Here is a 14,512-nt window from a genome sequence, read left to right on the forward strand (position 1 = left end):
CGGCGCGGGCCGTCGCCGTGCCGCCGGGTGACCCGGATCACGGGGTGGAACCGGCGCATGCCGGACATGGATGCGGGACGCCCTCTGGACAGATCGTTTGGTTAGGCTAACCTAACGCTGTTTGTACATCGGTCCCGTACGCACGAAAGCAGACCCTTCCATGCCGAACGCCACAACCGCCCGCCTCTCCCGTCGTGGACTGCTCGCCGCCGGCGGCGCCCTGGGCCTCGGTGCCGTGCTCACCGCCTGCGGGGACGACGACGCGAAGGACGGCGGCGCGGACACGAAGGGCGCCGCCAAGTCCGGCCCCTGGAGCTTCAAGGACGACCGCGGCACCACGGTGAAGCTGGGCGAGGCGCCGAAGAACATCGTCGCGTTCACGGGCGTGGCCGCCGCGCTGTACGACTACGGCATCGAGGTCAAGGGCGTGTTCGGCCCGACCACGACCAAGGACGGCAAGGCCGACGTCCAGGCCGGCGACATGGACGTCAGCAAGGTGACGGTCCTGGGCAACGTCTGGGACCAGTTCAACGTCGAGAAGTACGCGGCCCTCGCGCCCGACGTGCTCATCTCCACGATGTTCGACGACGCCGGCACCCTCTGGTACGTCCCCGAGGCGTCCAAGGACAAGATCGCCAAGCTCGCCCCCAGCGTCGGCATCTCCGTGTTCGACCGTCAGCTCACCGCCCCGCTCCAGCGGATGTGGGAGCTGGCCGAGTCGCTCGGCGCCGACATGACGGCCGCGAAGGTCACCGAGGCCAAGAAGCGGTTCGAGGCGGCCTCGGAGCGGCTGCGCAAGGCCGCCAAGGCCAAGCCGGAGATCAAGGTGCTGGTCGGCTCCGCGAGCCCCGAGCTGTTCTACGTCTCGGGCAGCAACCTCTCGATCGACCTGGAGTACTTCAAGGCCCTCGGTGTGAACTTCGTGGAGCCGACGGAGGCGGCCAAGAAGGCCACCGGCGGCTGGTTCGAGAGCCTGAGCTGGGAGAACGTCGACAAGCACAAGGCCGACGTGATCATGATGGACGACCGCTCCTCGGCCATCCAGCCCGCCGACATCACCGAGGCGACCTGGAAGCAGCTGCCCGCCGTCAAGGCCGGCCAGGTCATCGCCCGTTCCACCGAGCCGATCCTGTCCTACGACAAGTGCGTGGCGCCGGTGGAGGCGCTCGCCGAGGCCATCGAGAAGGCCAGGAAGGTCAGCTGACCCCCTGGCAAGGCCCCTCTCACAGGCCCCCTCGCAAGGTTCAGCCGCCCCCGACTCGCAGGAGTACGCCGTGACGACTGCCGTGGCCGCCCCGTTCCGTTTCTTCGCCCTTCAGGTCGCCGGGACGCGGCGGCTCGGCCCGTCGCTCGTGCGGGTCACCTTCACCGGGCCGGAGCTGCGCGACTTCCGCTCCGACGGGCGTGACCAGTCCCTGTCGCTGTTCCTGCCCCACCCGGGGCAGGACGCGCCGGTCGTGCCGTTGGAGCTGGGTGACGACTGGTGGCAGGGCTGGCGCGAACTGCCCGACGACGTACGGGCGGTGATGCGCTCGTACACGCTGCGGGCGCTGCGCGCGGACGCCCTGGGCCGGACCGCCGAGATCGACGTCGACTTCGTGCTGCACGGCGTCGGCGAGGCGGGCCCGTCCGCCGAGGCCGGTCCCGCGTCCCGCTGGGCCGCCCGCGCCGCCGCGGGCGACCGGGTGCTGCTGCTCGGCCCCGCGATCGCGGACAACCGCGCGATCCGCTTCCGCCCTCCCGAGGACGCCTCGACGGTGCTGCTGTGGGCGGACGAGACCGCCCTGCCCGCCGCGGCCGCCGTCCTGGAGTCCCTCCCGGCCGGCATCCGCGCCCAGGTCTGGCTCGAGGTGCCGCACGCCGGGGACGTCCAGGAGCTGCCGACCGCGGCGGACGCGGAGATCACCTGGTTCGTGCGGGAGGGCGTCACCGCACCGGAGACCCCGACGGCCCTGGACGCCGTCCGGCAGACCGCCCTCCCCTCCCCCGAGCGTGCCTACGTGTGGATCGCCGGGGAGTCCGGCCGGGTCAAGCAGCTGCGCCGGCACTTCGTCCGTGAGCGTGGGGTCGACCGCCGGCGGGTGACGTTCGTGGGCTACTGGCGGCGTGGCCTGACGGAGGAACAGCTCCGTGAACAGGTCTGAGCCACAAGCGAGTTGACGCTCCGCAGCGTCCCGCCGAGGACGTGACGACGGTCACGAAGGAAGCGGGAATACCCTCGGAAAAGTTTGGTTAGGCTAACCTAAGTTCAACCGCACTGGACCTCTCCCCGCACCGGACCGTCCCCACCGGAGGACCCCCACATGCGCTCGCACCTGCTCAACGACACCACCGCGGAGCACTACCGACGCTCCGTGACCGAAGGAGTCGAGCGGGTGGCCGCCAAACTCGCCGCCACCGACCGGCCGTTCACCGGCGTCACGGCCGACGACCTCGCCCCGCGCATCGACGCGATCGACCTCGACCGGCCGCTGCGCGACACCACCGCGGCGCTGGACGAGCTGGAGGACGTCTACCTCAGGGACGCGGTCTACTTCCACCACCCCCGCTACCTCGCCCACCTCAACTGTCCGGTCGTCATCCCGGCCGTGCTCGGCGAGGCGGTGCTCTCCGCCGTCAACTCCTCCCTGGACACCTGGGACCAGTCGGCCGGCGGCACCCTGATCGAGCGGAAACTGATCGACTGGACGGCCGCCCGCATCGGCCTCGGCCCCGCCGCCGACGGCGTGTTCACCTCAGGCGGCACCCAGTCCAACCTCCAGGCGCTGCTGCTGGCGCGGGAGGAGACCAAGACGGAGGAGCTGACGAAGCTGCGCGTCTTCGCCTCCGAGGTCAGCCACTTCAGCGTGCAGAAGTCCGCGAAGCTGCTCGGCCTCGGCCCGGACGCCGTGGTGGTGGTCCCCGTCGACCACGACAAGCGGATGCAGACCGTCGCCCTCGCCCACGAACTGGAGCGCTGCGCCGAGGCGGGGCTGATCCCGATGGCGGTCGTCGCCACCGCCGGCACCACCGACTTCGGCTCGATCGACCCGCTGCCGGAGATCGCCGGCCTGTGCGAGCAGTACGGCGCCTGGATGCACGTGGACGCCGCCTACGGCTGCGGACTGCTCGCCTCCCGCAAGTACCGGCACCGCATCGACGGCATCGAGCGCGCCGACTCCGTCACCGTCGACTACCACAAGTCCTTCTTCCAGCCGGTCAGTTCCTCGGCCGTGCTGGTGCGCGACGCGGCCACGCTGCGGCACGCCACCTATCACGCGGAGTACCTCAACCCGCGCCGCATGGTGACCGAGCGCATCCCCAACCAGGTCGACAAGTCCCTCCAGACCACCCGCCGCTTCGACGCGCTGAAACTGTGGATGACGCTGCGCGTGATGGGTGCCGACGGCATCGGCGCGCTCTTCGACGAGGTGTGCGACCTCGCCGCCGAGGGCTGGAAGCTGCTGGCCGCCGACCCCCGGTTCGACGTGGTGGTCGAGCCGAGCCTCTCCACCCTGGTCTTCCGCTACATCCCGGCCGCCGTCACCGACCCGGGCGAGATCGACCGCGCCAACCTGTACGCCCGCAAGGCCCTGTTCGCCTCCGGCGACGCGGTGGTCGCGGGCACCAAGGTGTCCGGGCGCCACTACCTGAAGTTCACCCTGCTCAACCCCGAGACCACGACGGCCGACATCACGGCCGTCCTCGACCTGATCGCCGGCCACGCCGAGCAGTACCTGGGAGAGTCCCTTGACCGCGCTTGCTGACACCACGGAACCGACCTACGACTTCGTGGGCATCGGGCTGGGCCCGTTCAACCTTGGGCTGGCCTGCCTGACCGAGCCCGTCGACGAACTCGCCGGGGTCTTCCTGGAGTCCAAGCCGGACTTCGCGTGGCACGCGGGGATGTTCCTCGACGGCGCGCACCTGCAGACGCCGTTCATGTCGGACCTGGTCACCCTCGCCGACCCGACCTCCCCCTACTCCTTCCTCAACTACCTGAAGGAGAAGGGCCGGCTGTACTCGTTCTACATCCGGGAGAACTTCTACCCGCTGCGCGTCGAGTACGACGACTACTGCCGCTGGGCCGCCGCACAGCTGAGCAGCATCCGCTTCGGCACCACCGTCACCGAGGTCACGTGGGACGAGACGGCCGAGGTGTACGTCGTGGCCACGTCCACCGGTACGACCTACCGCGGCCGGCACCTGGTGCTCGGCACCGGCACCGTGCCGTTCGTGCCCGAGGCGTGCCGGGGGCTGGAGGGCGGCCTCTTCCACAACGCGCAGTACATGCGGCGCAAGGCGGAGCTGCTGGAGAAGAAGTCGGTCACGATCGTGGGCAGCGGGCAGTCCGCCGCCGAGATCTACTACGAGCTGCTCTCCGGGATCGACGCCCACGGCTATCAGCTCAACTGGGTCACCCGCTCCCCGCGGTTCTTCCCGCTGGAGTACACCAAGCTGACCCTGGAGATGACGTCCCCGGACTACATCGACTACTTCCGCGCGCTGCCCGAGGACACCCGCTACCGCCTGGAGAAGCAGCAGAAGGGCCTGTTCAAGGGCATCAACTCGGAGCTGATCGACGCGATCTTCGACCTGCTGTACCAGAAGAACGTGGAGAGCGGCGGCCGCGGCGTGCCCACCCGGCTGCTCACCAACTCCTCGCTCACCACCGCCCGGTACCAGGACGGCACCTACACGCTCGGCTTCCGCCAGGACGAGCAGGGCAAGGACTTCGAGATCGCCACCGAGGGCCTGGTGCTGGCCACCGGCTACCACTACGAGCAGCCCGCCTTCCTGGAGCCGGTGCGTGACCGGCTGCGCTTCGACGGCCACGGCCGGTTCGACGTCGCCCGCAACTACGCGATCGACGTCACCGGGCGCGGCGTGTTCCTGCAGAACGCGGGCGTGCACACGCACAGCATCACCAGCCCCGACCTGGGCATGGGCGCCTACCGCAACGCCTCGATCATCCGCGAGCTGCTGGGCACCGAGTACTACCCGGTCGAGAAGAGCATCGCCTTCCAGGAGTTCGCCGTATGAGCACCATCGGTACGTTCACGATCCGCCCGCTCGACCCGGAGAAGGACGCGGAGCTGCTGCACCGCTGGGTGACGCATCCCAAGGCCGCGTTCTGGATGATGCAGGACGCGAGGCTCGAGGACGTCGAGCGCGAGTACATGCGCATCGCCGCCCACGAGCACCACCACGCCTACCTGGGCCTGCACGACGGCGAGCCCGCCTTCCTGATGGAGAAGTACGACCCCCGGCACGTCGAACTCGTCGGGCTCTACGAGCCCGAGCCCGGTGACGTCGGCATGCACTTCCTGGTCGCCCCCACCGACCGCCCCGTCCACGGCTTCACCCGCGCCGTCATCACCGCCGTGATGGAGGAGCTGTTCGCCGACCCGGCCACCCGCCGGGTCGTGGTGGAGCCGGACGTCGGCAACAAGGCCGTGCACGCTCTGAACGAGGCCGTGGGCTTTGAACCCGAGCGCGAGATCGACAAGCCGGAGAAGCGCGCGCTGCTGAGCTTCTGCACGCGTGAACAGTTCGAGGCCGCCCGAGGAGCTTCCGCATGACCCTGTCCGACGCCGTGGCGCACCTGTCCCCCCACCGCTGGGCGCGGGCCAACCGTCTGCTGATCCGCAAGGCGCTCGCCGAGTTCGCGCACGAGCGGCTCGTCACGCCGGAGCCGGCCGGCGACGGCCGGTACGTCGTCCGCAGCGACGACGGCGAGACCCGCTACACCTTCACCGCGAAGCTTCGCGGCCTGGACCACTGGCAGGTCGACGCCGGCTCCATCACCCGTCATCGCGACGGCGTCGAACTCGAGCTCGCCGCGCTGGACTTCTTCATCGAGCTGCAGAAGTCCCTGGGGCTGAGCGACGAGATCCTGCCGGTGTACCTGGAGGAGATCTCCTCCACCCTCTCCGGCACCTGCTACAAGCTGACCAAGCCGGAGGTCACCTCGGCCGAGCTGGTCGACGCCGGGTTCCAGGCGATCGAGACCGGCATGACCGAGGGCCACCCCTGCTTCGTCGCCAACAACGGCAGGCTCGGCTTCGGCGTCCACGAGTACCGGCAGTACGCCCCGGAGGCCGCGAACCCGGTGCGGCTGGTGTGGCTGGCCGCCCACCGCTCGCGGGCCGCGTTCACGGCGGGCGTCGGCATCGAGTACGAGTCGTTCGTCCGCCAGGAGCTGGGCGAGGAGACCGTCGACCGGTTCCACGACGTCCTGCGCGCGCAGGACCTGGACCCCGCCGACTACCTGCTGGTCCCCGTCCACCCCTGGCAGTGGTGGAACAAGCTGTCCGTCACCTTCGCCGCCGAGGTCGCCCGCCGGCACCTGGTGCTGCTGGGCGAGGGCGACGACGAGTACCTGGCGCAGCAGTCCATACGTACCTTCTTCAACCGCTCCCATCCGGAGAAGCACTACGTGAAGACGGCCCTGTCCGTCCTCAACATGGGCTTCATGAGGGGCCTGTCGGCCGCCTACATGGAGGCCACCCCGGCCATCAACGACTGGCTGGCCCGCCTGATCGACAACGACCCGGTGCTGCGGTCCACGGGACTGTCGATCATCCGGGAGCGCGCCGCCGTGGGGTACCGGCACCTGGAGTACGAGCAGGCCACCGACCGCTACTCGCCGTACCGCAAGATGCTGGCGGCGCTGTGGCGGGAGAGCCCGGTGACGTCCCTGGAGGACGGCGAGTCGCTCGCCACCATGGCGTCCCTGGTCCACGTCGACCACGAGGGCCGGTCCTTCGCCGCCGCCCTGATCGAGCGCTCCGGGCTCACCCCGGCCGAGTGGCTGCGGCGCTACCTGCGGGCCTACTACGTCCCGCTGCTGCACAGCTTCTACGCCTACGACCTGGTGTACATGCCCCACGGCGAGAACGTCATCCTGGTGCTGGAGGACGGCGCCGTGAAGCGCGCGGTCTACAAGGACATCGCCGAGGAGATCGCGGTGATGGACCCGGACGCGGTACTGCCGCCGGAGGTGTCCCGGATCCGCGTCGAGGTCCCCGACGACACCAAGCTGCTGTCCATCTTCACGGACGTCTTCGACTGCTTCTTCCGCTTCCTCGCGGCGAACCTCGCCGAGGAGGGCGTTCTCGACGAGGACGGCTTCTGGCGGACGGTCGCGGAGGTCACCCGTGAGTACCAGGCGTCGGTGCCGGAGCTGACGGACAAGTTCGCCCGGTACGACCTGTTCGCCCCGGAGTTCGCGCTGTCCTGCCTGAACCGCCTCCAGCTGCGCGACAACAAGCAGATGGTCGACCTGGCGGACCCCTCGGGCGCCCTCCAGCTCGTGGGCACCCTGAAGAACCCCCTGGCGGCCTTCTGACCGCATCGGACGGACGAGCCCCCGGAGTACGGTCCTCCGGGGGCTTCGTCACACCCTCAGGTGCGACGTCCATCAGGGGCGCGGGGCTGTGCCGGCATGCGGCTCCTCCGCGCGGGCGCGCCCGGCCCCCACCCACGGCCGGGCACCCGCCCTCCCCAGCCACACCTCCTCCAACTCCCGCCCCCGCCAGGGAACGTGGCGATGGAACAATCCCCCCATGGCGGAAATCATCCAGAAGGACGGCACGTGGACGTTCGACGGCGAAACCCTGCGCCTGACCCCCGGCCGCGACAAGAACGTCGGCCTGCTCCGCCGCACGCTGGGTGAACTGGCGTTGCCGCTGGAGGCGTTGGCGGGCGTCTCCCTGGAGCAGGGCAAGAAGTCGGGCCGGCTCAGGCTGCGGCTGCGCGACGGCGCCGACCCGCTGCTGCACGCGACGGGTGGCCGCCTCACCGAACCGCACGACCCGTACCAGCTCACCGTCGAGTCCGACCGCTACGGCGTCGCGGAGTACTTCACGGAGGAGGTCCGCACCGCGCTGCTGCTGGAGCAGATCCCCTCCGGACCGGTGACCGGCTATCTGCTGCCCGGCCCGCCCCTGCCGCTGTCCGTGTCGGCCGGGGACGGCACGGTGAGCTTCGACGGGGAGCGGGTCCGGCTGGAGTGGAACTGGAAGACGGAGGACGCCAAGGCCGCCGCGGGACCCCGCACCCTGGCGGTGGCCGGCCTGGAGGGCGTGGACTGGCAGCCGGCGGCCGGGCTGGAGAACGGCCATCTGCGCTTCCTCGTGCGGCACGCCCCCACCAAGGTCCCGGCCAAGTACGACCCGAACGCGGTGGAGCTGTGGGGGTTCAAGAAGGACCCGCTGATGGCGCTGGTGGCCGCCGCCGTGCAGGCCCGTCTGCCGCACCCGTCCACCCCTGCCGCCCCGGCCCTGGAGGGCCCGCGCGAACCCGAGACCGACCGGCCCGCGCCGCCCGGCCCCGCCGAGGACGACCACGACGCGCTGCTGCGCCGACTGCGGGAGCTGGGCGAGCTGCACCGGTCCGGGATCCTCACCGACGAGGAGTTCGCCCTCGCCAAGCAGGCCGTCCTGAAGCGGATGTAGGGGCCACCTACTCCACCCTGCCCGAAATCGGGCACGTTTCTTGCGAAACGGCCGTCGGTACCTCAGGATCATCGGGTGCACGACGAACTTGTCGATCATCTGACGCGGTCCACGCCCCTCAGCCGGGGCGAGGCGCTGCGTGTGATCCAGGACGTGCTCGCCTACTTCGACGAGACGACCGAGGAGTACGTCCGTCGCCGCCACCGCGAGCTCCAGGCCCAGGGCCTGGTGAACGCGACGATCTTCCAACGGATCGAGGCGGACCTGAGATACCGCGCGGTGGCGCCGCCCGAGCTCTCGCTCCGGCAGCTGCGCCGCATCGTCTACGGCTAGGAACATACCTGTATGTGCGGAATCGTCGGTTACATCGGCAGGCGTGAGGTCGCCCCCCTGCTGCTCGAGGGCCTCCAGCGTCTGGAGTACCGCGGCTACGACTCGGCGGGCATCGCCGTGACCTCCCCGAAGACGGGCACCCTGAAGACGGTCAAGGCCAAGGGCCGGGTGCGCGACCTGGAGGCCAAGGTCCCGGCGCGCTTCAAGGGCACCACCGGTATCGCCCACACCCGCTGGGCCACCCACGGCGCCCCGTCCGACGTGAACGCCCACCCGCACCTGGACGCCGAGGGCAAGGTCGCCGTCGTCCACAACGGCATCATCGACAACGCCGGTGACCTGCGCCGCAAGCTGGAGGCGGACGGCGTCGAGTTCCTCTCCGAGACCGACACCGAGGTCCTCGTCCACCTCATCGCCCGCTCGCAGGCCGAGAAGCTCGAGGACAAGGTCCGTGAGACGGTCCGCCTGATCGAGGGCACCTACGGCATCGCCGTGCTGCACGCCGACTTCCCGGACCGCATCGTCGTCGCCCGCAACGGCTCGCCGGTCGTCCTCGGCATCGGCGAGAAGGAGATGTTCGTCGCCTCGGACATCGCCGCGCTGGTCGCCCACACCCGCCAGATAGTCACCCTCGACGACGGCGAGATGGCCACCCTCAAGGCCGACGACTTCCGCACCTACACCACGGAGGGCACGCGGACCACCGCCGAGCCCACCACCGTGGAGTGGGAGGCCGCCTCCTACGACATGGGCGGCCACGACACCTACATGCACAAGGAGATCCACGAGCAGGCCGAGGCCGTGGACCGCGTCCTGCGCGGCCGGATCGACGACCGCTTCTCCACCGTGCACCTGGGCGGCCTCAACCTGGACGCCCGCGAGGCCCGCCGCATCCGCCGTGTGAAGATCCTCGGCTGCGGCACCTCGTACCACGCCGGCATGATCGGCGCGCAGATGATCGAGGAGCTCGCGCGCATCCCCGCCGACGCCGAGCCGGCCTCCGAGTTCCGCTACCGCAACGCGGTCGTCGACCCCGACACCCTGTACGTCGCGGTGTCCCAGTCCGGTGAGACGTACGACGTGCTGGCCGCCGTGCAGGAGCTGAAGCGCAAGGGCGCCCGGGTCCTCGGCGTGGTCAACGTGGTGGGCTCCGCGATCGCCCGCGAGGCCGACGGCGGCGTCTACGTGCACGCGGGACCGGAGGTCTGCGTCGTCTCCACCAAGTGCTTCACCAACACCACGGTCGCCTTCGCGCTGCTCGCCCTGCACCTGGGCCGCACCCGTGACCTCTCCGTGCGCGACGGCAAGCGGATCATCGAGGGTCTGCGCCGCCTCCCCGCCCAGATCGCCGAGATGCTGGAGCAGGAGGAGCAGATCAAGAAGCTGGCGCTGGAGTACGCCGAGGCCCGCTCGATGCTCTTCATCGGCCGCGTCCGGGGCTACCCGGTGGCCCGCGAGGCCTCCCTGAAGCTCAAGGAGGTCTCCTACATCCACGCCGAGGCCTACCCGGCCTCCGAGCTGAAGCACGGCCCGCTGGCCCTGATCGAGCCGGCCCTCCCGACGGTCGCCATCGTCCCGGACGACGACCTGCTGGAGAAGAACCGCGCGGCCATGGAGGAGATCAAGGCCCGCAGCGGCCGGATCGTCGCCGTGGCGCACCAGGAGCAGGAGAAGGCGGACCACACGATCGTGGTCCCCAAGAACGAGGACGAGCTGGACCCGATCCTCATGGGCATCCCCCTCCAGCTCCTCGCCTACCACACGGCCCTGGCCCTCGGCCGGGACATCGACAAGCCCCGCAACCTGGCGAAGTCGGTCACGGTCGAATAGGACACGCCTCAGGGTCAGCGCCCCCGAAGGGGCGCGGGGAACTGCGCGATCAGCCCCCACGCACCCGCACAGGCCGTGCGAACAGGAACGGGCCCCCATGTGTTGCCACTCAACACATGGGGGCCCGCCTCACGTCATGGAATGACGACAACCGGCCGCTGCGCCCGCTTCGCCAGCCTCCCCGCGACCGACCCGAAAAGCCGTCCCACAAGCCCGTGGGTGGAACCCACGACGATCGCGTCGGCCTCGTACTCCCGCCCCACCTCTTCGAGTTCGTGGCAGATGTCCCCGCCCCGCTCGACGAGGATCCACGGCACCTCGGCCAGATAGTCCGCACAGGCGAGCTCCAGCCCCAGCACCTCCGTACGGTGGTCCGGGACGTCCACGAAGACCGGCGGCTCGCACCCCGCCCACACCGTGGTGGGCAGTCGGTTCGCCACATGGACGATGATCAGCCCGGACCCGGAGCGGCGCGCCATGCCGATGGCGTACGCGAGGGCTCGTTCACTGGACGTGGAACCGTCGAAGCCGACCACCACCCCGTGCCGGAAGGCGGGGTCGCGCGCATGGCGCGAGTCCTCCGCCGCCAGGGGTTCGGACGCCGTCGGATCGGCGACCGGCCGCTTGCGGTCCGCGGGTTCGAAGAATTCGTGACCGGCCATGGCTGTCTCGGGGTAGTGATCCTTTTACGGGGACGACAGTGTGCGGCGGAGCTGTGTCCGGGAAGTGTCTTCCCAACCCCATACCCCCAAGGGTACGGCGGCACGCCTCCTTGGCCCAGATCCCGCGCGAACCGGGAGGCGGGTTCCCCGGAGCATGCACGAGGGTCCGCCCACGACGCAACGGTTGCTGGCCTGTACAGGCGGTTTGCGGGGTATTCGCTTGACATCTGAACCATCCGCACCGGGCGCCTCGCACGGTGACCGACGGGCGGCCCGCACGTTGGGATGGTGGAACCACGACGACTCCCCCACGACAGGAAGCGCCCCGATGCCCCGCCCCGCCCACGCCCCCGTCCGGCCCCCTGAGGACGATCTCCTGCGCTGGGCGGCGCTCGGGTGCCTGCTGGCCCCCGCGGTCCTCCTGTGGCGCGGCGCGCCCTTCCTCACAGCGGCCGGCGTGGCCTGCGGCCTGGCAGCCGTCGCGGCCGCGTCCCGCATGCTGATCCGCCGCTCCCGGCGCCTGGCCGCCCTGCCGCGTCCCCGGCATCTCGACGCCGGCCCCCGCACCTCGGCGCCGGCCCCCTCTCCCGGCGCGTCGGCGCCCCTCCCCACGCGCGGGCGCGCGCCCCGCAGGACGCCGTAGACTCACCGGCCGGTTGACCGGTTTCCGCACCCCCGCCCGTCTCTTTTCAGCCAACTTCCGGTTGTGGCGCACCCGGTGGCATGACCACCCCCCAACCCCCGTTCCACCTGCACGGAAAGCACCTCGCGGGCCCCGCGCACCCTACGCGGTTTGGCCACCGCGACGAGGCGCACTTCCCTGCACGGCGCGCGAGTGCAACGCTTCGTGATCGAATGCTTTACGCCAAGTTGTCAAGTCGACAATGCACCGGGTGCCGAACTGGCCACCGGTGCGCGACGGGACACAGTAGATTCGATCTTGACTGTCTTACGGCGGGGGACTCGTGCAGGACCGAGGGGAAACGTGCAGGAGCGACACAACCGAGGAGCCGCGACCACCGAGGGGGGCTTAGCAGGATGAGCCACGACTCCACTGCCGCGCCGGAAAACGCGGCCCGGAAACTCTCCGGGCGCCGCCGCAAGGAGATCGTCGCGGTGCTGCTGTTCAGCGGCGGCCCCATTTTCGAGAGTTCCATACCGCTGTCGGTGTTCGGGGTTGACCGCCAGGACGCCGGCGTGCCGCGCTACCGCCTCTTGGTGTGCGGCGGCGAAGAAGGCCCGCTGCGGACCACAGGGGGCCTGGAACTCACCGCGCCACACGGCCTGGAGGCGATATCCCGGGCGGGCACCGTCGTGGTGCCGGCCTGGCGATCGATCACCTCCCCGCCGCCGGACGACGCCCTGGACGCGCTGCGCCGGGCCCACGAGGAGGGCGCCCGCATCGTCGGGCTGTGCACCGGCGCCTTCGTCCTCGCGGCGGCGGGACTGCTGGACGGCCGTCCGGCGACCACCCACTGGATGTACGCGCCGACGCTGGCCAAGCGCTATCCGTCGGTGCACGTCGACCCACGCGAGCTGTTCGTGGACGACGGCGACGTGCTGACGTCCGCGGGCACCGCGGCCGGCATCGACCTGTGCCTGCACATCGTGCGCACGGACCACGGCAACGAGGCGGCCGGCGCGCTCGCCCGCCGCCTGGTGGTCCCGCCGCGCCGCAGCGGCGGCCAGGAGCGCTATCTCGACCGGTCTTTACCGGAGGAGATCGGCGCCGACCCGCTCGCCGAGGTCGTCGCCTGGGCACTGGAGCACCTCCACGAGCAGTTCGACGTGGAGACGCTCGCCGCCCGCGCGTACATGAGCCGCCGTACCTTCGACCGCCGGTTCCGCTCGCTGACCGGCAGCGCGCCGCTCCAGTGGCTGATCACGCAGCGGGTGCTCCAGGCGCAGCGCCTGCTGGAGACGTCGGACTACTCGGTCGACGAGGTGGCCGGACGCTGCGGCTTCCGCTCTCCCGTGGCGCTGCGCGGCCACTTCCGGCGCCAGCTCGGCTCGTCCCCGGCCGCCTACCGGGCCGCGTACCGGGCACGGCGTCCGCAGGCCGAGCGGGGCCAGGGCGACGGGACCGCGCAGGGCGCCCCGGCGGGCGGCGTCCCGGCCGGCCGGCCGGAGCCCGCGGGGCACTCGATGCCGCAGCAGCTGCACTCGGACGGAGGGGTCCCGCACCAGGCGCGCCGGTCGGCGGCGGCCGGCGCGCTGGGGTCGCCCCTGACCGCGTCGGCGCCGGGCGTCCCGGGGCAGCGCAGCGCGCCCTGAGGTGACCGTCGTGAGGGCCGGAGGCCGTGTGCCCCCGGCCCTCACCCCTGCGCCGGGCGACCTCACCGCCGTACGGAAGATCGCGGGAATCCCCGTTTCACCACCTGGTCACGCCCGGCGTCACGCACCGTAGGGTGAGACACATGAACGATCGCATGGTGTGGATCGACTGCGAGATGACCGGCCTCTCGCTGTCGGACGACGCGCTCATCGAGGTGGCCGCCCTCGTCACCGACTCCGAGCTGAACGTGCTCGGCGAGGGTGTCGACATCGTCGTCCGCCCGCCGGAGCGGGCCCTGGAGACGATGCCGGAGGTGGTGCGCGCGATGCACACCGCGTCGGGGCTGCTCGACGAGCTGCCGAACGGCACGACGCTCGAGGACGCCGAGCAGCGGGTCCTCGCGTACATCAAGGAGCACGTCAAGGAGCCCGGGAAGGCGCCCCTGTGCGGGAACTCCGTCGGCACCGACCGCGGCTTCCTGCTGCGCGACATGCCGACCCTGGAGAGCTACCTCCACTACCGGATCGTCGACGTGTCCAGCATCAAGGAGCTGGCCCGCCGCTGGTACCCGAGGGCGTACTTCAACAGCCCCGAGAAGAACGGCAACCACCGGGCGCTCGCCGACATCCGCGAGTCCATCGCGGAGCTGCGCTACTACCGCGAGGCCGTCTTCGTGCCGCAGCCGGGACCCGACTCCGACACCGCTAAGAAGATCGCGGCGAAGCACGTCCTGCCTGCTCACTAGGGCCGTCGAGGGGGCTCGGGGGAGCGGCGCGGAAAGGCGTGCGCGAGCACCCCTTCGGACCCTGTACACTTTTTCTCGGCCGGTCGGGGAAGTCACTGACCTCCCGGAAACAGGCCGTGGTGGGTGTAGCTCAGCTGGTAGAGCACCTGGTTGTGGTCCAGGATGTCGCGGGTTCAAGTCCCGTCACTCACCCTGAATGATCAAGGGCTGACCTGTGCAAACGGGTCAG

At 70.5% G+C, this 14,512-nt stretch carries 13 protein-coding genes and 1 tRNA gene; 13 read left to right on the top strand and 1 reads right to left on the bottom strand.

The window, feature by feature from the left end:
• Positions 1-160 precede the first annotated feature (160 nt).
• From MTR79_RS28535 to glmS, 9 genes are all read left to right on the top strand, one after another.
• Positions 161-1,204, top strand: coding sequence for an ABC transporter substrate-binding protein (locus MTR79_RS28535; protein WP_086703324.1), 1,044 nt, complete (start codon positions 161-163; stop codon positions 1,202-1,204).
• Between the two features lie 70 nt (positions 1,205-1,274).
• Entirely contained in the window at positions 1,275-2,144 is an 870-nt protein-coding gene (locus MTR79_RS28540; protein WP_244792259.1) for a siderophore-interacting protein, read from the top strand.
• Between the two features lie 159 nt (positions 2,145-2,303).
• On the top strand, positions 2,304-3,746 hold the full coding sequence (gene desA, locus MTR79_RS28545) for a lysine decarboxylase DesA (protein ID WP_189366529.1): 1,443 nt from the start codon (positions 2,304-2,306) through the stop codon (positions 3,744-3,746).
• The gene (locus tag MTR79_RS28550) at positions 3,730-5,022 is read left to right on the top strand and encodes a lysine N(6)-hydroxylase/L-ornithine N(5)-oxygenase family protein (protein WP_244792260.1); all 1,293 of its coding nucleotides are present in this window, start codon (positions 3,730-3,732) and stop codon (positions 5,020-5,022) included. The genes desA and MTR79_RS28550 overlap by 17 nt, the downstream gene beginning before the upstream one ends.
• Positions 5,019-5,561 (top strand): GNAT family N-acetyltransferase, encoded by a 543-nt coding sequence (locus MTR79_RS28555; protein ID WP_048457762.1) that lies wholly within the window; start codon positions 5,019-5,021, stop codon positions 5,559-5,561. The genes MTR79_RS28550 and MTR79_RS28555 overlap by 4 nt, the downstream gene beginning before the upstream one ends.
• The gene (locus tag MTR79_RS28560) at positions 5,558-7,330 is read left to right on the top strand and encodes an IucA/IucC family siderophore biosynthesis protein (protein WP_244792261.1); all 1,773 of its coding nucleotides are present in this window, start codon (positions 5,558-5,560) and stop codon (positions 7,328-7,330) included. The genes MTR79_RS28555 and MTR79_RS28560 overlap by 4 nt, the downstream gene beginning before the upstream one ends.
• A gap of 217 nt (positions 7,331-7,547) precedes the next feature.
• On the top strand, positions 7,548-8,438 hold the full coding sequence (locus tag MTR79_RS28565) for a DUF4429 domain-containing protein (protein WP_244792262.1): 891 nt from the start codon (positions 7,548-7,550) through the stop codon (positions 8,436-8,438).
• A gap of 75 nt (positions 8,439-8,513) precedes the next feature.
• Positions 8,514-8,771, top strand: coding sequence for a hypothetical protein (locus tag MTR79_RS28570; protein WP_006131553.1), 258 nt, complete (start codon positions 8,514-8,516; stop codon positions 8,769-8,771).
• A gap of 12 nt (positions 8,772-8,783) precedes the next feature.
• On the top strand, positions 8,784-10,601 hold the full coding sequence (glmS, locus tag MTR79_RS28575) for a glutamine--fructose-6-phosphate transaminase (isomerizing) (protein ID WP_048457759.1): 1,818 nt from the start codon (positions 8,784-8,786) through the stop codon (positions 10,599-10,601).
• Between the two features lie 134 nt (positions 10,602-10,735).
• Here the strand turns inward: glmS and MTR79_RS28580 are convergent, their stop codons facing one another.
• Positions 10,736-11,263: a universal stress protein gene (locus MTR79_RS28580; protein ID WP_244792263.1), complete on the bottom strand. Its 528-nt coding sequence runs from the start codon at positions 11,261-11,263 to the stop codon at positions 10,736-10,738.
• Positions 11,264-11,591: 328 nt separating this feature from the next.
• On the opposite strand from MTR79_RS28580, the gene MTR79_RS28585 reads away from it, so the two are divergent.
• The 4 genes from MTR79_RS28585 to MTR79_RS28600 all read left to right on the top strand — a co-directional run bounded on the left by MTR79_RS28585 (position 11,592) and on the right by MTR79_RS28600 (position 14,475).
• On the top strand, positions 11,592-11,906 hold the full coding sequence (locus tag MTR79_RS28585; protein WP_244792264.1) for a hypothetical protein: 315 nt from the start codon (positions 11,592-11,594) through the stop codon (positions 11,904-11,906).
• Positions 11,907-12,301: 395 nt separating this feature from the next.
• Complete coding sequence (locus MTR79_RS28590; RefSeq protein WP_199206415.1) at positions 12,302-13,537, top strand: helix-turn-helix domain-containing protein; 1,236 nt, start codon at positions 12,302-12,304, stop codon at positions 13,535-13,537.
• Positions 13,538-13,680: 143 nt separating this feature from the next.
• Complete coding sequence (gene orn, locus MTR79_RS28595) at positions 13,681-14,283, top strand: oligoribonuclease (RefSeq protein WP_086704861.1); 603 nt, start codon at positions 13,681-13,683, stop codon at positions 14,281-14,283.
• 119 nt (positions 14,284-14,402) lie between these two features.
• Positions 14,403-14,475 (top strand) — tRNA-His (locus tag MTR79_RS28600).
• Positions 14,476-14,512: the final 37 nt, after the last annotated feature.

Source organism: Streptomyces sp. BJ20, assembly GCF_022869105.1.
Lineage (GTDB): Bacteria > Actinomycetota > Actinomycetes > Streptomycetales > Streptomycetaceae > Streptomyces > Streptomyces griseoincarnatus.

Coding starts and splice junctions, on each gene's coding strand:
- MTR79_RS28535 (WP_086703324.1), top strand. CDS start 161: ATGCCGAACGCCACAACCGCCCGCCTCTCCCGTCGTGGACTGCTCGCC.
- desA (WP_189366529.1), top strand. CDS start 2,304: ATGCGCTCGCACCTGCTCAACGACACCACCGCGGAGCACTACCGACGC.
- MTR79_RS28555 (WP_048457762.1), top strand. CDS start 5,019: ATGAGCACCATCGGTACGTTCACGATCCGCCCGCTCGACCCGGAGAAG.
- MTR79_RS28560 (WP_244792261.1), top strand. CDS start 5,558: ATGACCCTGTCCGACGCCGTGGCGCACCTGTCCCCCCACCGCTGGGCG.
- MTR79_RS28565 (WP_244792262.1), top strand. CDS start 7,548: ATGGCGGAAATCATCCAGAAGGACGGCACGTGGACGTTCGACGGCGAA.
- glmS (WP_048457759.1), top strand. CDS start 8,784: ATGTGCGGAATCGTCGGTTACATCGGCAGGCGTGAGGTCGCCCCCCTG.
- MTR79_RS28580 (WP_244792263.1), bottom strand. CDS start 11,263: ATGGCCGGTCACGAATTCTTCGAACCCGCGGACCGCAAGCGGCCGGTC.
- MTR79_RS28585 (WP_244792264.1), top strand. CDS start 11,592: ATGCCCCGCCCCGCCCACGCCCCCGTCCGGCCCCCTGAGGACGATCTC.
- MTR79_RS28590 (WP_199206415.1), top strand. CDS start 12,302: ATGAGCCACGACTCCACTGCCGCGCCGGAAAACGCGGCCCGGAAACTC.
- orn (WP_086704861.1), top strand. CDS start 13,681: ATGAACGATCGCATGGTGTGGATCGACTGCGAGATGACCGGCCTCTCG.